The organism is Flavobacterium tyrosinilyticum, assembly GCF_023656565.1.
Lineage (GTDB): Bacteria > Bacteroidota > Bacteroidia > Flavobacteriales > Flavobacteriaceae > Flavobacterium > Flavobacterium tyrosinilyticum.
The window spans coordinates 355,701-371,699 of sequence record NZ_JAMOKG010000004.1; the positions used below are offsets into that span (position 1 = coordinate 355,701).

A 15,999-nucleotide genomic window follows, 5' to 3' on the forward strand; every position below is an offset into this window, starting at 1 on the left:
TATTAAGCTACCGCTTTTCTATTTTTACCAGTCTTCATTAAACCATCATAATGTTTGTTTAACAAGTATGAATTGATTTGTTGAATAGTATCTATTGCAACTCCAACCATAATTATTAATGAGGTACCTCCAAAAAACATTGCCCAAGATTGTTGTACATCCATAATACTTACAACAATAGCTGGGAACACAGCAATCAAAGCAAGGAATAAAGATCCTGGGAAAGTTATTAAAGACATCACTTTATCAAGGAAATCAGAAGTTTCTGCTCCAGGACGAACTCCAGGAATAAAACCACCGCTTCTCTTTAAATCATCAGCCATTTTGTTAGTAGGTACAGTGATCGCAGTATAAAAGAATGTAAATACAATAATTAAAGTTGCAAAAACAAAATTATACCAGAAACCAAACATATTACTAAATGCACCAACAATAGATTGTGATGTATCTGATTTAGACAATCCAGCTACAGCCGCAGGAATAAACATAATTGCCTGAGCAAAAATAATTGGCATAACTCCAGAAGCATTAAGCTTAAGAGGAATCCATTGTCTATTACCTCCTGCCAAATCTTGCTCGTAATCTCCTGTAGTTGTACGACGAGCATACTGAACAGGGATTCTACGTACTGCCATTGTAAGCAATACACAAGAGATGATAACTAATAACCACACAATAATTTCAATAACTAATAACATTGGACCTCCATTGTTATTGGTAACACGAGTTGTAAACTCTTGGATAAAAGCTTGCGGTAAACGAGCTAAAATACCAACCATAATTAACAATGAAATACCATTTCCAATACCTTTATCTGTAATTTTCTCACCAAGCCACATAGCAAAAATTGTACCAGTAACTAAAATGATAACAGACGAGAACAAAAATTCAGGAGAATTAAAGCCTAGCAAAAATGCATTACTAGGCAATGTTCTGTATAAATTATAGATATAAGTTGGACCTTGAACCAATGTGATAGCGATTGTCAACCAACGAGTGATTTGATTAATCTTTTTTCTACCACTTTCCCCATCATTTTGAAGTTTTTGTAAATATGGAATCGCAATCCCCATCAACTGAACAACAATAGACGCAGAAATATAAGGCATGATACCTAAAGCAAAAACTGAAGCCTTAGAGAAAGCACCCCCGGTGAACATGTCTAGGATAGATCCTAAACCATTTTTAGTTTGTCCCGCTAAACCAGTCAATTGCGTTGCGTCAATTCCAGGAAGCGTAACGTGTGCTCCAAAACGATATACTAAAAGTAATCCTAATGTAATTAAGATTCTATTCTTTAGTTCTTCGATTTTCCAAACATTACTTATTGATTCAATAAATTTCTTCATCTTAATAGATAAGTTATATAGTTACAGCTTCTCCACCAGCAGCTTCAATAGCAGCTTTTGCAGTAGCAGTAAATTTGTGGGCAGTTACTTTTAATTTTGCTTTCAATTCTCCTCTACCTAAAATCTTAACGATCTCATTTTTAGTAGCTAGACGATTTGCCACGAACTCTGTCATAGAAGCAGAATCAGTAATTGCACCGTTATCAACTAATAATTGAAGAGTATCTAAATTAACACCTTCGTATTCTTTGCGATTGATGTTTTTGAAACCAAACTTAGGCACACGTCTTTGAAGTGGCATCTGCCCTCCTTCAAAACCAATCTTCTTAGAATAACCAGAACGAGATTTTGCCCCTTTGTGTCCACGTGCAGCGGTACCACCTTTTCCAGAACCTTCTCCTCTACCTAATCTTTTATTTTGATTGTGTGTAGATCCCTCAGCAGGTTGTAAGTTACTTAAATTCATAACAGTATTTGTTATTTAGCTTCTTCAACAGAAACTAAGTGTTTAACTTTGTTTATCATCCCAAGGATAGCAGGATTTGACTCATGCTCCACAACTTGTCCAATTTTACGTAGACCTAAAGCTTCCAACCCTCTCTTTTGAGAAAGAGGACAGTTGATTTTGCTTCTTACTTGTTTTACTAATAATTTAGCCATAATTTCCTGAATTAACCTTTAAAAACTTTCTCTAAAGAAACACCTCTCTGTTTTGCAACAGTATGAGCGCTTCTCATTTGCAATAAAGCATCAAAAGTTGCTTTTACTACGTTATGCGGATTTGATGATCCTTGAGATTTAGACAATACATCGTGAATACCTACTGACTCAAGAACTGAACGAACAGCTCCACCAGCAATAACTCCAGTACCATGAGACGCTGGAATTAAGAATACGCGTGCACCACCAAATTTACCTTTTTGTTCGTGAGGAACAGATTGTCCATTCAAAGGAATTCTAACTAAATTTTTCTTAGCATCTTCTACTGCTTTCGCAATTGCTTCAGAAACGTCTTTAGATTTTCCTAATCCATGACCAACTACTCCATTTTCATCACCTACAACTACAATAGCAGAAAAACCGAAAGCTCTACCACCTTTTGTAACTTTAGTAACACGATTAACACTAACTAGACGATCTTTTAATTCAAGACCACTAGGTTTTACCAATTCTACATTTTTGTATTTAGACATAATATATTAGAATTTAAGTCCAGCGGCTCTTGCGCCTTCTGCTAATGATTTAATACGCCCGTGATATAAATATCCACCTCTATCAAAAGTGATGGTATCAATCCCAGCTTTTAACGCTTTCTCTGCAACTAATTTTCCAACAGCAGCAGCTACTTCAACGTTAGTACCTTTTCCTATTTCTTTTTCTCTAGAAGATGCAGCTAAGATAGTAACTCCATTTACATCATCAATAATTTGAGCGTAAATTTCTTTATTACTTCTAAAAACAGAAAGTCTAGGTCTTGCAGCAGAACCACTAACCGATTTTCTAATTCTGAATTTAATTCTCTGTCTTCTTTCAGATTTTGTTAATGACATAATCTTATATTTTAAGCTGATTTACCTGCTTTTCTTCTTAATACTTCACCCACAAATTTAACACCTTTTCCTTTGTATGGCTCAGGCTTACGGAAACCTCTGATTTTCGCAGCTACTTGACCTAAAAGTTGTTTATCAAACGATGTTAATTTTACGATAGGGTTCTTACCTTTTTCAGATACTGTTTCTAAAGATACTTCTGGAGCAATTTCTAAAACAATATTGTGAGAATACCCAAGAGCTAAATCTAATTTTTGACCTTGGTTTGAAGCTCTATAACCTACTCCAACTAATTCTAGTTCTTTTGTGAAACCTTCAGATACACCAACAATCATATTATTGATCAAAGATCTAAATAATCCGTGTTTTGCTCTATGGTCTTTATGATCAGACGATCTTTCAACTAAAACTTGATCGCCTTCAACAGTTACATTTACGTCCGAAAACTCTTGTACTAGTTGACCTCTTTTTCCTTTTACTGTAATAATACCGTCTTTAACTTCAACAGTTACACCAGCAGGGATTACAATTGGGCTTTTACCTATTCTTGACATCTTTATCTAGTGTTTAAAATTAGTATACGTAACAAATTACTTCACCACCTACATTTAATTGCTTAGCTTGTTTTCCTGTCATCAAACCTTTTGATGTAGAAACAATAGCAATTCCTAATCCGTTAAGGATTCTAGGTAATTTGGCAGCACCTGCGTACTTACGTAAACCAGGTTTACTAATTCTTTGGATATCTTTGATTACAGGCTCTTTAGTATCTTTATCATACTTCAAAGCAATTTTGATAGAACCTTGAACTGTGTTCTGCTCAAATTTGTAACTTAAGATATAACCTTGATCAAATAAGATCTTAGTTATCTCTTTTTTAAGATTAGATGCTGGAATTTCAACAACTTTGTGGTTTGCAGCCACAGCGTTACGAACTCTAGTCAAATAATCTGCAATAGGATCTGTATACATATGTATTTGATTGCGATTATGGTTTTCGGGAGATACTCATCTCCCGAACCTTTAATCAATTAAAAATTATTTTTTGGTTTGCAAAAGTAATAACTTATTGCCAGATTACCAAGATGCTTTTTTAACACCAGGAATTAATCCATTGTTAGCCATTTCACGGAAAGTTACACGTGAAATACCGAATTGACGGATGTAACCTCTAGGTCTACCTGTTAATTTACAACGGTTGTGTAAACGAACTGGTGAAGCATTTTTAGGTAATCTTTGTAAACCTTCATAGTCTCCAGCTTCTAATAAAGCTTTTCTCTTTTCAGCGTACTTAGCTACCGTTTTCTCTCTTTTAACCTCGCGGGCTTTCATTGATTCTTTAGCCATGTCTTAATTCTTTTTAAAAGGTAATCCTAATTCAGCCAATAATGACTTTGCTTCCTTGTCTGTTTTTGCAGTAGTAACAAAAGTAATATCCATTCCTGAAATTTTGTTTACTTTGTCAATATCAATTTCTGGGAAAATGATTTGCTCTAAAACTCCAAGATTGTAGTTACCTCTTCCGTCGAATCCAGTAGCTTTAATACCACCAAAATCTCTAACACGTGGTAAAGCAGAAGTGATAAGTCTATCTAAAAACTCATACATTCTTTCTCCACGTAAAGTAACTTTTGCTCCAATAGGCATTCCTTTTCTCAATTTGAAAGACGCAACGTCTTTCTTAGAGATTGTAGAAACTGCTTTTTGTCCAGTGATCTTTGTTAACTCATCAACTGCATAGTCAATAAGTTTTTTATCAGATACAGCTGCACCAACTCCACGGCTCAAAACGATTTTCTCAAGTTTAGGAACTTGCATCACGTTTGTATATCCGAACTCTTCTTTAAGAGCAGAGATTACTCTACTCTTATATTCTTCTTTTAGTCTAGGTGTATATGCCATTACTATAGTACTTGATTAGATTTTTTTGAAAATCTTACTTTCTTATCTCCTTCTACTCTAATACCTACTCTAGTTGTCTCCTTAGTTTTAGGATCAATTAAAGCAATGTTAGAAATTTGAATAGAAGCTTCTTTCTTAACGATACCACCTTGAGGGTTTTTAGCACTTGGTTTAGTATGTTTAGAAACCATGTTTACACCTTCAACGATCGCTTTGTTTTTTTCACGGTAAACACGTAAAACTTTACCTTCAGCCCCTTTATGGTCTCCAGCAATAACCCTTACGATATCTCCTGATTTTATTTTTAGCTTTATCATCTTAAAACGAATTAAAGCACTTCTGGTGCTAATGATACAATTTTCATGAATTGTTTTTCACGAAGTTCTCTTGCTACCGGACCAAAAACACGAGTTCCTCTCATTTCCCCTGCAGCGTTCAAAAGAACACATGCATTGTCATCGAAACGGATATAAGAACCATCAGCTCTTCTCACTTCTTTTTTAGTACGCACAACAACTGCAGTTGAAACAGCTCCTTTTTTCACGTTTCCGTTTGGAGTTGCATCTTTGATAGAAACTACAATTTTGTCACCAACAGAGGCATATCTTCTTTTAGTACCTCCTAAAACACGAATAGTTAAAACTTCTTTAGCTCCCGTGTTATCTGCTACTTTTAGTCTTGATTCTTGTTGTACCATAATTATTTAGCTCTTTCTAAGATTTCAACTAATCTCCAACATTTTGTTTTACTTAAAGGACGCGTTTCGCTAATTCTTACAGTATCTCCAATGTTACAGTCGTTTGTTTCGTCGTGTGCAACATATTTCTTAGTTTTCAACACGAACTTACCGTATAATGGGTGTTTTACTTTTCTTACTTCCGAAATAACGATAGATTTATCCATCTTATTTGAAGTAACAACACCTATTCTTTCTTTTCTTAAATTTCTTTTTTCTTCCATCTTTCAGCAGAATACAATTATTGTAACTCTCTTTTAGTTAACTCTGTAGCTAATCTTGCAACTGTTCTTCTAACGCTTCTAATTTGAAGTGGGTTAGCAATTGGAGAGATTGCGTGAGCCATTTTTAGGTCAGCATATACTTTCTTAGTTTGACTAAGCTTTTCTTGCAACTCCGCTGCAGAAAGATCTTTTATTTCTGATTGTTTCATAATAAATATAAATTATGCTTCGAAATCTCTAGCAACGACGAACTTAGTTTTTACTGGAAGTTTTTGAGCTGCAAGACGTAAAGCCTCTTTTGCAACTGACAATGGAACTCCTCCAACTTCAAACATAATTCTTCCTGGTTTAACAACAGCAGCCCAATACTCAACTGCTCCTTTACCTTTACCCATACGTACTTCAAGAGGTTTCTTAGTAATAGGTTTGTCTGGGAAAATTTTAATCCATAATTGTCCCTCTCTTTTCATGTAACGAGTTGCAGCGATACGTGCAGCTTCGATTTGACGAGAAGTTAAGAACATTCCATCTTCATGTACAGATTTAATACCAAACATTCCATTTGAAAGTTCATGCCCTCTTTGAGAGTTACCTTTCATTCTACCTTTTTGTACCTTACGGTATTTTGTTCTTTTAGGCTGTAACATTTTTCTTTAGTTTAAAAATTTACTTTCTTTTACGAGCGTCTGGTTTTCCACCTTTGTTAAAGTTAGATTTGCCTCTAGGAGCATCTCCACCTTTTCCACCACCTGTACCAGATTGTTTTTTGTCCATTCCAGCAAGTGGAGAAAGTTCTCTCTTACCGTAAACTTCACCTTTCATGATCCACACTTTGATCCCCATTCTACCGTAAGTAGTGTGAGCTTCAGCAAGTGCATAATCAATGTCAGCTCTGAAAGTTGATAGAGGAATTCTACCTTCTTTGAAACCTTCCGAACGCGCCATCTCAGCACCATTCAAACGACCAGAAATCAAAACTTTGATACCTTCAGCGTTCATACGCATAGAAGCAGCAATAGCCATTTTGATTGCACGTCTATAAGAAATACGGCTTTCGATTTGACGAGCGATGCTTGTCGCCACAAGATAAGCATCTAACTCAGGTCTTTTAATTTCAAAGATGTTGATTTGAACCTCTTTGTCAGTAACTTTCTTAAGTTCTTCTTTTAACTTGTCTACCTCTTGTCCACCTTTTCCAATAATGATACCAGGTCTAGCAGTAGTGATAGTAACGGTTACAAGTTTCAAAGTTCTCTCGATGATTACTTTTGATACACTAGCTTTTGATAAACGAGCGTGGATATACTTTCTGATTTTGTGATCTTCGGCAAGTTTATCACCGTAATCATTTCCACCATACCAGTTTGAGTCCCATCCTCTGATGATACCAAGTCTATTTCCAATTGGATTTGTCTTTTGTCCCATGCTGCTTAAGAATTGCTTTGTGTGTTATTGATAGCTCCAAGCACGATTGTTACGTGATTAGAACGTTTTCTTATTCTGTGTGCACGACCTTGTGGAGCTGGACGAAGTCTTTTTAACATCATTCCACCATCTACTCTGATCTCTTTAACAAATAATCCAGCCTCTTCTAAATTACCTTCACTATTTTTTTGCTCCCAGTTATTGATTGCAGACAATAATAGTTTTTCTAATTTTCTTGAAGCTTCTTTAGAACTGAATCTTAAAATGTTAAGTGCTCTTTCTACCTTCTGACCTCTTACCAAGTCCGCTACTAAGCGCATTTTTCTAGGTGAAGTAGGGCAGTTATTCAATTTTGCGAAAGCGATAGACTTATTAGCCTCTTTTCTCGCATCTGCTGTTTCTCTTTTACGAACTCCCATTGCTTCTTTTATTTTTTACCTTTATTTTTTGCTCCAGCATGACCTCTAAAAGATCTAGTTGGCGAAAACTCTCCTAATTTGTGACCTACCATGTTTTCTGTTACGTAAACTGGTACAAATTGACGACCGTTATGAACTGCGATAGTTTGTCCAACGAAATCTGGAGTAATCATTGAAGCTCTAGACCAAGTCTTAACAACTGCATTTTTACCACTTTCTACGTTTTCTTGAACTTTCTTGTCTAATTTATAATGAACGAAAGGTCCTTTTTTTAATGAACGTGCCATATCTTATTATTTCTTTCTACGTTCTACGATATACTTGTTACTCGGGTTTTTCTTAGAACGAGTTCTGTAACCTTTAGCTGGCAATCCGTTTCTTGAACGTGGGTGCCCTCCAGAAGAACGTCCTTCACCACCTCCCATAGGGTGATCAACTGGGTTCATCGCTACTGGTCTAGTTCTAGGTCTTCTTCCTAACCATCTTGTTCTACCTGCTTTTCCAGATACAACTAATTGATGGTCAGAGTTAGAAACAGCTCCAATCGTAGCCGAACAAGTTAACAAGATTAATCTTGTCTCACCAGAAGGCATTTTAATTGTTGCATATTTCCCGTCTCTTGCCATTAACTGAGCAAAAGTTCCAGCTGAACGAGCGATAACCGCTCCTTGTCCTGGACGTAACTCAATACAAGATATAACAGTTCCAAGAGGAATTCTGCTTAAAGGTAATGTATTACCGATTTCTGGTTGAGACTCTGGTCCAGAAACTAATTTCTGACCAACTTTCAATCCATTTTGTGCGATAATATAAGTTTTCTCTCCATCAGCGTAAGCCAATAAAGCGATAAATGCAGTACGATTTGGATCATATTCAATTGATTTCACTGTAGCTGGAATTCCATCTTTAGTTCTTTTGAAATCAATAATACGATATCTCTGCTTGTGACCACCACCCGTATAACGCATGGTCATCTTTCCTTGACTATTTCTACCTCCTGAGTTTTTTATCGGCGCTATCAATGAGCGTTCCGGCTTATCAGTTGTAATAGCGTCATAACCATTCACAACTCTAAATCGCTGACCCGGGGTAATAGGTTTTAATTTTCTTACTGACATTTTTCTATCTTAGATATTGTTGTAAAAATCAATTGTTTCTCCTTCTTGTACTTGTACAATTGCTTTTTTATAAGCATTTGTCTTTCCACTGATTAAACCACTTTTAGTGTATTTAGTAGATCTATCTGGTCTCACATTCATTGTGTTAACAGAAACGATAGTTACTCCATAAGCAGCTTCAACAGCTTTCTTAATCTCAACTTTGTTTGCTTTTTTGTTAACAACGAATCCGAAACGGTTTAGAACTTCACTTTCTTTGGTTACTTTTTCCGTTACTATAGGTCTAATAATAATGCTCATATTCCTATTATTTACTTAAATTTTCTTCAATTAACTCTAAAGAACCTTCCAAAAGCACTAAATTATTAGCGTTTAATATTGCGTAAGTGCTTAATTCTGAGCTAGTTACGACGTTTGAAGCCTTTAAATTACGTGACGACAAATATACATTTTTATTTGACTCACCCAACACAAATAAAGATTTTTTATTCTCTAACCCTAAAGCTTTCAAAACGTTAATGAAATTTTTAGTGTTTGGTGCTTCAAAATTAAAGTCTTCTAAAACTACGATATTTGACTCTTTTGCTTTGATCGAGAAAGCTGATTTTCTAGCTAATCTCTTTAAGCCTTTATTCAATTTGAATGAATAACTTCTTGGTCTTGGTCCGAAAACTGTTCCACCACCTTTAAACAATGGATTCTTAACACTTCCTGCACGCGCAGTACCAGTTCCTTTTTGTTTTTTAATCTTACGCGTACTTCCAGTTACTTCAGCTCTTTCTTTAGCTTTGTGAGTACCTTGTCTTTGATTAGCAAGATATTGCTTAACATCAAGATATACTGCGTGATTGTTTGGCTCAATTGCGAATACTGAATCAGAAAGTTGAACTTTTCTACCAGTATCTTTTCCGTTGAAATCTAATACTTTTACTTCCATTACTTCTGAATGATTACATAAGAGTTTTTGTGCCCAGGAACGCATCCTTTAACAACAAGTAGATTCTTATCAGCAACTACTTTTAAAACTCTAAGGTTTTGAATTTTTACATTTTCTCCTCCCATTCTTCCAGCCATACGCATTCCTTTGAACACTCTAGATGGATAAGAAGAAGCTCCTACAGAACCTGGCGCTCTTAAACGGTTGTGCTGACCATGAGTAGCTTGTCCAACACCACCAAAACCGTGACGTTTAACAACACCCTGGAAACCTTTACCTTTAGACACACCTTGCACATCCACAAATTCTCCTTCTGCAAAAATAGTAACATCTACAAGATCTCCTAATTTTTGTTCAGTTGCAAAATCCTGAAATTCAACGACTTTTTTCTTAGCAACAGTTCCAGCTTTTTTAAAGTGCCCTAAAGCAGCTTTAGTAGAATGTTTCTCGTTTTTGTCATCGAAACCAAGTTGCAACGCTTCATACCCGTCAACCTCTTTGGTTCTGACTTGGGTAACAACGCATGGACCAGCTTCGATTACTGTACAAGGAATGTTTTTCCCGTTTTCATCAAAGATACTAGTCATGCCGATTTTCTTACCAATTAACCCAGACATAAATATTAATTATTAATTACTAAAATTCCCTTCAATTTGAAAATAACAGAAATTTCCAAACAGGGAGTGCAAAAGTAGACATTAAAAACGAATATACCAAACAGTTGTAAAAATTAAATCGCTCATAATCAAAATCCAAGCACCAAAACAACACCAAAACCAACTTTAATCACAATAAAATTTGAGTCTGTTTTTTCAATCTTCAAGCAACCCAATCATAACAATTAATTAATAAAATCACAACAAAAAAAACTCGCACCCCTTTAAAACAAAGGCTTTTACAAAAAAGTAAAATTTTTATAAAATAAAAAAAATTAAATTTCACAAACTAAAAACAACTTTTTAAAACAAAAAAAGCGAGACAAAAAATGCCTCGCTTTTTATATAAAAAAATATAAAAAAAATTATACTTTAATCTCAACTTCAACTCCACTTGGCAATTCAAGTTTCATTAAAGCATCAATAGTTTTAGATGAAGATGAATAAATATCAATCAATCTCTTGTATGACATTACCTCAAATTGCTCTCTCGCTTTTTTGTTAACGTGCGGAGAACGTAATACAGTGAAAAGTTTTTTGTGAGTTGGCAACGGAATTGGACCTGTTACAACCGCTCCAGTAGTTTTTACTGTTTTTACGATCTTTTCAGCAGATTTATCCACCAACATGTGATCGTAAGATTTTAGTTTTATTCTGATTTTTTGACTCATTTTCTTAAAATTAAGCGTTACCTTTTGCTTTTTTGATTACCTCTTCTGAAATATTAGAAGGTGTTTCTGCATAGTGAGAAAACTCCATTGTTGAAGTTGCTCTACCAGAAGATAGTGTTCTTAATGTAGTTACATAACCAAACATTTCTGATAAAGGCACGTCAGCTTTGATAGTCTTAGCACCATTTCTATCACCCATGTCATTAACTTGACCTCTACGACGGTTCAAATCACCTACGATATCACCCATGTTTTCTTCTGGAGTAATAACCTCGATTTTCATGATTGGCTCAAGAATAACAGCTCCAGCAGCACGTCCTGACTCTTTATAACCCATTCTAGCAGCTAATTCAAAAGAAAGAGCATCAGAATCCACAGGGTGGAAAGATCCGTCTAATAAAGTTACCTTCAAACTATCAACAGCGTATCCAGCTAATGGACCTGTTTTCATAGCCTCACGGAAACCTTTTTCAACAGCAGGGATATATTCTTTAGGAACGTTACCACCTTTTACCTCATTAACAAACTGCAATCCTACAGGAACTTTACCATCAACTTCATCAGCAGGCTCGATTCTAAATACGATATCACCGAATTTACCACGACCTCCAGATTGTTTTTTGTAAGTTTCTCTATGCTGAGCAGATTTAGTAAACGCCTCTTTATATTCTACTTGTGGCTCACCTTGGTTAACCTCTACTTTAAACTCACGTTTCATACGATCAACTAAGATATCTAAGTGAAGCTCACCCATACCAGAAATAATAGTTTGACCAGAAGCCTCATCAGTTCTTACTGTAAACGTTGGATCTTCCTCAGCTAATTTAGCCAAAGCCATACCCATTTTATCAACGTCAGCTTTAGTTTTAGGCTCAATAGCAATACCAATTACCGGCTCTGGGAATTTCATAGATTCCAAGATAATTGGACTCTTTTCATCACACAAAGTATCTCCTGTTTTGATATCTTTAAATCCTACAGCAGCTCCAATATCTCCAGCCTCAATAAATTCGATTGGATTTTGTTTGTTAGCGTGCATTTGGTAAATACGAGAAATTCTCTCTTTGTTACCAGAACGAGTATTTAAAACATAAGAACCAGCATCTAAACGCCCAGAGTAAGCACGGAAGAAAGCTAAACGACCTACGAATGGATCTGTAGCAATTTTAAATGCCAAAGCAGCAAACGGCTCTTTTACATCTGGACGACGTAAGATTTTAGTTTGATCTTCTTCTAATAATTCAGCATCGTCAGGGTGAATTCCTTCAATACCTTCTTTATCTAATGGAGATGGTAAATACTTACAAACAGCATCTAACATAAATTGAACTCCTTTGTTTTTGAAAGAAGAACCAGCAAGCATAGGAATGATTGCCATATCGATAGTTGCAGCTCTTAAAGCATTGTTGATTTCTTCCTCTGTAATAGAGTTTTCATCTTCCATGTATTTATCCAAAAGATTTTCATCATAAGTTGCAATCTCTTCGATAAGGATAGAACGGTAGTGCTTTACATCATCAACCATATCAGCTGGAATATCAACGATATCAAAAGTAGCTCCTTGAGTTTCATCATGCCATACAATAGCTTGATTTTTAACTAAGTCAACAATCCCTTTGAAATCTGCTTCATCACCAATAGGCAAAGTAATTGCAACCGCATTCGATTTCAACATATCTTTAACCTGTCCGCATACAGCTAAGAAGTTAGCACCTTGACGGTCCATTTTATTTACGAATCCCATACGAGGAACTCTATATTGATCAGCAAGTCTCCAGTTAGTTTCTGATTGAGGCTCAACACCATCAACAGCACTAAATAAGAAAACCAAACCATCAAGTACACGTAAAGAACGGTTTACCTCTACAGTAAAGTCAACGTGCCCAGGAGTATCAATAATATTAAAGTGGTACGGTAATGATTCTGGAATAACCTTACCTTGTACAGTTGGAAAATTCCAAGTACAAGTTGTAGCAGCAGAAGTAATTGTAATACCTCTTTCTTGCTCTTGAGCCATCCAGTCCATTGTTGCAGCACCATCGTGCACCTCACCAATTTTGTGTGACTTTCCAGTATAAAAAAGAATACGCTCAGTTGTTGTTGTTTTACCAGCATCAATGTGAGCAGCGATTCCGATATTTCTTGTATATTTTAAATCTCTAGCCATTTCTTACGAATTAAAATCTAAAGTGAGAGAATGCTTTATTAGCTTCTGCCATTTTGTGAGTATCCATTCTTTTCTTAACCGCAGCACCTTCTTCTTTAGCAGCAGCTAAACACTCAGAAGCTAAACGTTGTGCCATAGATTTTTCATTTCTTCTTCTAGAATAAAGTATTAACCACTTCATTGCCATAGAAATTTTTCTGTCTGGACGAATCTGCATTGGAATTTGGAATGTAGCTCCACCAACTCTACGGCTACGTACTTCTACGTGAGGCATAACGTTAGTTAAAGCATCTTTCCAGATCTCTAATGAAGTTTTCTCATCATTTTGCTTTTTAGTTTCTATGATATCAATTGCATCATAAAATACTTTAAAAGCTGTAGATTTCTTACCATCCCACATTAAGTTGTTCACAAAACGTGTAACTAATTGGTCATTAAACCTTGGATCCGGTAAAAGTGGTCTTTTCTTTGCCGCTCTTTTTCTCATGTCTTTTTCTTAAAAGTTTTTAAATTACTTTTTTGCTTCTTTTGGGCGTTTAGCACCGTACTTAGATCTTCTTTGCGTTCTTCCTGCAACACCTGACGTATCAAGAGCTCCACGAACGATATGATATCTAACACCTGGTAAATCTTTTACCCTTCCACCTCGCACTAATACTATCGAGTGCTCTTGTAGATTATGTCCTTCACCTGGGATGTAAGCATTCACCTCATTACCATTTGTCAAACGTACACGCGCAACTTTACGCATTGCAGAGTTTGGTTTTTTTGGTGTAGTAGTGTAAACACGCGTACAAACCCCTCTTCTTTGAGGACAAGAATCTAAAGCAACCGATTTACTCTTCTTAGTGATCTGAGTTCTTCCTGTTCTTACTAATTGTTGAATTGTTGGCATAATTAATACTAAAAATTATTATGTTTATTAAATTCCCGCTTTTTACGGGGTTGCAAATGTATAAAATAATTTTCACTATACAAACGTTAAATCATTAATTTTCAACAACATTATTTATATCTATGATTTCACAAAGAAACATTAGATATTTGCTTTACATTTAACTAACAAAACAATTGCTTTTGAAACAATTACATTACATACTCATTTTACTTCTATCATCAAATTGTTTTGCGCAATCTTTCTACCTTAATATAACTGGAATAAACAAAAAACAAGATCAAACTATTGACTCCATTTTTTACATAAAAAAACATCCAAACATAAAATCACTAAACAATGAAATTTCAACAGTAACAAACAAACTAGCAAAACAAGGCTATATAGACGCTAAAACATTAGAAAACAAAAAGGCAAACGACAGCACTTATACTATTTTAATAGACTTGCAAACTAGAATAAAAGAGATACATATATATATAGGTATAAATAGTTTTTTTTACCACTCAAAAACAATAACAAAAGACAGCATAATAATACCCTATACAGAACTTGAAAATTTCTTAAATCAAAAAATATCAGACAACGAAAAAGCAGGATTTGCATTTTCTAAAATCAAACTTGAAAACATTAAAAAAAAGAATTCAATAATTTACGCTGATTTAAATTTCGATTCCGAAAAAAAAAGAACCTTAAATTCAATTATTGTAAATTACACAAACCCTTCTCTGAAAGACTATTTTCCAAAAGGAGCGCTTAAACAATTAAACAAAAAATACCTAAACAAAACTTTTAATCAAGAAACTGTCAAAAAACTTTATGACGATATTAATAGTTTTGAATTTGTTTCACAGCCCAAGTATCCCGAAATCTTATTCACTTCAGATTCGACCAAAATCTACATTTATCTTGACAAAAGAAAAGCGAACAATTTTGATGGATATATTGGTTTTTCAAATGACGAAAACAAAAAGTTAATTCTAAATGGTTATTTGGACATTTCACTAACAAACATATTACGAGCTGGCGAAAAATTTTCTCTTTATTGGAAAAGCGACGGAAACCAACAAAAAACCTTCAACACAAAACTTGAAATCCCCTATCTGTTTCAATCTCCACTTGGAATAAAAGCACAACTAAACATCTTCAAACAAGACAGCACATTTCAGAACACTAAAACAGACATCAATCTTGGCTACTATTTAAATCACAATTCCAAGATCTACCTTGGCTACCAATCTACCGAATCAAGCGATATTCAAAACATCAATAATTCTACTATTAGTGATTTCAACAATTCCTACTTCACTTCAACATACGAATACAAAAAAACGGACTCCAATAACAGCCTCATGCCTGGAAAAGCATTTTTAAGTTCGATAATAGGCCTTGGAAAAAGAGAAACAAATAATGATCTTGAAACAGCAGATCCTAGCAAACAATTTTATATAAATGTAAATGCCGCATACAATTTCGAACTTAATAACAAGAATTTCATTAACATAAATTCTCAAAGTTGCTATTTAGACAGCAAAAATTATATTACCAATGAATTATTTCGATTTGGAGGTATGAATTCAATCAGAGGATTTTCAGAAAACAGTCTACAGGCAAATTTTTATTCTGCATTTCTTACAGAATACAGATATATGTTTTCAAAAAGCGCTTACATCCATTCTATAGCCGATTATGCTATATATCAAGACTTAACCAATATTTCAAATCCTAAAAAAATTAAGAATTTAATAGGAATCGGCATAGGTGTAGGAATAGAAACAAAAAACGGAATTTTACGAATTATTCTCACGAATGGACAACAAAATCAACAGGAAATACAATTATATAACACTATCGTAAACATATGTTATAATGTTAAATTTTAGGGTTTACCAAAAAAAATATTTTTTTTATTAGGAAAGTTAACAAATTATTAAGAGTTTTGCGATACTA

26 protein-coding genes are annotated in these 15,999 nt (G+C 34.8%); 1 reads left to right on the forward strand and 25 read right to left on the reverse strand.

Annotated features, from left to right (window positions below):
• Window positions 1-2: 2 nt before the first annotated feature.
• From secY to rpsL, 25 genes are all read right to left on the reverse strand, one after another.
• Window positions 3-1,349 (reverse strand): preprotein translocase subunit SecY, encoded by a 1,347-nt coding sequence (gene secY / locus NCC77_RS21815; protein WP_007803669.1) that lies wholly within the window; start codon window positions 1,347-1,349, stop codon window positions 3-5.
• Between the two features lie 13 nt (window positions 1,350-1,362).
• A complete protein-coding gene (gene rplO, locus NCC77_RS21820; protein ID WP_250837467.1) occupies window positions 1,363-1,815 on the reverse strand; it encodes a 50S ribosomal protein L15 in 453 nt (150 codons plus the stop codon).
• Between the two features lie 11 nt (window positions 1,816-1,826).
• Entirely contained in the window at window positions 1,827-2,009 is a 183-nt protein-coding gene (gene rpmD / locus NCC77_RS21825) for a 50S ribosomal protein L30 (protein ID WP_008464315.1), read from the reverse strand.
• A gap of 11 nt (window positions 2,010-2,020) precedes the next feature.
• Window positions 2,021-2,545, reverse strand: coding sequence for a 30S ribosomal protein S5 (gene rpsE, locus NCC77_RS21830; protein WP_085949269.1), 525 nt, complete (start codon window positions 2,543-2,545; stop codon window positions 2,021-2,023).
• A gap of 3 nt (window positions 2,546-2,548) precedes the next feature.
• Window positions 2,549-2,899 carry a 50S ribosomal protein L18 gene (gene rplR / locus NCC77_RS21835; RefSeq protein ID WP_035650451.1) on the reverse strand — a complete coding sequence of 117 codons (351 nt, stop codon included), beginning with the start codon at window positions 2,897-2,899 and terminating at the stop codon, window positions 2,549-2,551.
• 11 nt (window positions 2,900-2,910) lie between these two features.
• On the reverse strand, window positions 2,911-3,453 hold the full coding sequence (gene rplF / locus NCC77_RS21840; protein ID WP_248728271.1) for a 50S ribosomal protein L6: 543 nt from the start codon (window positions 3,451-3,453) through the stop codon (window positions 2,911-2,913).
• A gap of 19 nt (window positions 3,454-3,472) precedes the next feature.
• Entirely contained in the window at window positions 3,473-3,871 is a 399-nt protein-coding gene (gene rpsH, locus NCC77_RS21845; RefSeq protein ID WP_008464306.1) for a 30S ribosomal protein S8, read from the reverse strand.
• A gap of 105 nt (window positions 3,872-3,976) precedes the next feature.
• Window positions 3,977-4,246 (reverse strand): 30S ribosomal protein S14, encoded by a 270-nt coding sequence (rpsN, locus tag NCC77_RS21850; RefSeq protein ID WP_008464305.1) that lies wholly within the window; start codon window positions 4,244-4,246, stop codon window positions 3,977-3,979.
• 3 nt (window positions 4,247-4,249) lie between these two features.
• Window positions 4,250-4,801: a 50S ribosomal protein L5 gene (rplE, locus tag NCC77_RS21855; RefSeq protein WP_012022484.1), complete on the reverse strand. Its 552-nt coding sequence runs from the start codon at window positions 4,799-4,801 to the stop codon at window positions 4,250-4,252.
• A gap of 2 nt (window positions 4,802-4,803) precedes the next feature.
• Window positions 4,804-5,118 (reverse strand): 50S ribosomal protein L24, encoded by a 315-nt coding sequence (rplX, locus tag NCC77_RS21860; RefSeq protein ID WP_026727873.1) that lies wholly within the window; start codon window positions 5,116-5,118, stop codon window positions 4,804-4,806.
• A gap of 11 nt (window positions 5,119-5,129) precedes the next feature.
• Entirely contained in the window at window positions 5,130-5,498 is a 369-nt protein-coding gene (rplN, locus tag NCC77_RS21865; protein WP_007803649.1) for a 50S ribosomal protein L14, read from the reverse strand.
• A 2-nt stretch (window positions 5,499-5,500) separates the two neighbouring features.
• Complete coding sequence (gene rpsQ, locus NCC77_RS21870; protein ID WP_012022485.1) at window positions 5,501-5,761, reverse strand: 30S ribosomal protein S17; 261 nt, start codon at window positions 5,759-5,761, stop codon at window positions 5,501-5,503.
• Between the two features lie 17 nt (window positions 5,762-5,778).
• Window positions 5,779-5,970 (reverse strand): 50S ribosomal protein L29, encoded by a 192-nt coding sequence (gene rpmC, locus NCC77_RS21875; protein ID WP_008464297.1) that lies wholly within the window; start codon window positions 5,968-5,970, stop codon window positions 5,779-5,781.
• Between the two features lie 12 nt (window positions 5,971-5,982).
• Window positions 5,983-6,408, reverse strand: a complete 426-nt coding sequence (gene rplP / locus NCC77_RS21880) for a 50S ribosomal protein L16 (protein ID WP_008464295.1) — start codon at window positions 6,406-6,408, stop codon at window positions 5,983-5,985.
• 19 nt (window positions 6,409-6,427) lie between these two features.
• Window positions 6,428-7,186 (reverse strand): 30S ribosomal protein S3, encoded by a 759-nt coding sequence (rpsC, locus tag NCC77_RS21885; protein WP_008464292.1) that lies wholly within the window; start codon window positions 7,184-7,186, stop codon window positions 6,428-6,430.
• 5 nt (window positions 7,187-7,191) lie between these two features.
• Window positions 7,192-7,605, reverse strand: coding sequence for a 50S ribosomal protein L22 (gene rplV / locus NCC77_RS21890; RefSeq protein WP_007803631.1), 414 nt, complete (start codon window positions 7,603-7,605; stop codon window positions 7,192-7,194).
• Between the two features lie 8 nt (window positions 7,606-7,613).
• Window positions 7,614-7,892 (reverse strand): 30S ribosomal protein S19, encoded by a 279-nt coding sequence (gene rpsS / locus NCC77_RS21895; RefSeq protein WP_008464288.1) that lies wholly within the window; start codon window positions 7,890-7,892, stop codon window positions 7,614-7,616.
• A gap of 6 nt (window positions 7,893-7,898) precedes the next feature.
• Window positions 7,899-8,723 (reverse strand): 50S ribosomal protein L2, encoded by an 825-nt coding sequence (gene rplB, locus NCC77_RS21900; protein WP_008464287.1) that lies wholly within the window; start codon window positions 8,721-8,723, stop codon window positions 7,899-7,901.
• Window positions 8,724-8,732: 9 nt separating this feature from the next.
• Window positions 8,733-9,023, reverse strand: coding sequence for a 50S ribosomal protein L23 (gene rplW, locus NCC77_RS21905; RefSeq protein WP_008464286.1), 291 nt, complete (start codon window positions 9,021-9,023; stop codon window positions 8,733-8,735).
• 7 nt (window positions 9,024-9,030) lie between these two features.
• Window positions 9,031-9,660: a 50S ribosomal protein L4 gene (gene rplD / locus NCC77_RS21910; RefSeq protein ID WP_111379744.1), complete on the reverse strand. Its 630-nt coding sequence runs from the start codon at window positions 9,658-9,660 to the stop codon at window positions 9,031-9,033.
• The gene (gene rplC / locus NCC77_RS21915) at window positions 9,660-10,277 is read right to left on the reverse strand and encodes a 50S ribosomal protein L3 (protein ID WP_095931500.1); all 618 of its coding nucleotides are present in this window, start codon (window positions 10,275-10,277) and stop codon (window positions 9,660-9,662) included. Before rplC ends, rplD begins: the two co-directional genes overlap by 1 nt.
• Window positions 10,278-10,681: 404 nt before the next feature.
• Entirely contained in the window at window positions 10,682-10,987 is a 306-nt protein-coding gene (gene rpsJ, locus NCC77_RS21920) for a 30S ribosomal protein S10 (protein ID WP_007803605.1), read from the reverse strand.
• Window positions 10,988-10,997: 10 nt separating this feature from the next.
• Entirely contained in the window at window positions 10,998-13,154 is a 2,157-nt protein-coding gene (gene fusA, locus NCC77_RS21925; RefSeq protein ID WP_111364460.1) for an elongation factor G, read from the reverse strand.
• Window positions 13,155-13,164: 10 nt separating this feature from the next.
• On the reverse strand, window positions 13,165-13,641 hold the full coding sequence (gene rpsG, locus NCC77_RS21930; protein WP_026727879.1) for a 30S ribosomal protein S7: 477 nt from the start codon (window positions 13,639-13,641) through the stop codon (window positions 13,165-13,167).
• A 24-nt stretch (window positions 13,642-13,665) separates the two neighbouring features.
• Complete coding sequence (gene rpsL, locus NCC77_RS21935) at window positions 13,666-14,049, reverse strand: 30S ribosomal protein S12 (RefSeq protein WP_007136570.1); 384 nt, start codon at window positions 14,047-14,049, stop codon at window positions 13,666-13,668.
• Between the two features lie 182 nt (window positions 14,050-14,231).
• Here rpsL and NCC77_RS21940 point away from each other — a divergent pair, with 182 nt between their 5' ends.
• Window positions 14,232-15,932: a BamA/TamA family outer membrane protein gene (locus NCC77_RS21940; protein ID WP_250837468.1), complete on the forward strand. Its 1,701-nt coding sequence runs from the start codon at window positions 14,232-14,234 to the stop codon at window positions 15,930-15,932.
• Window positions 15,933-15,999: the final 67 nt, after the last annotated feature.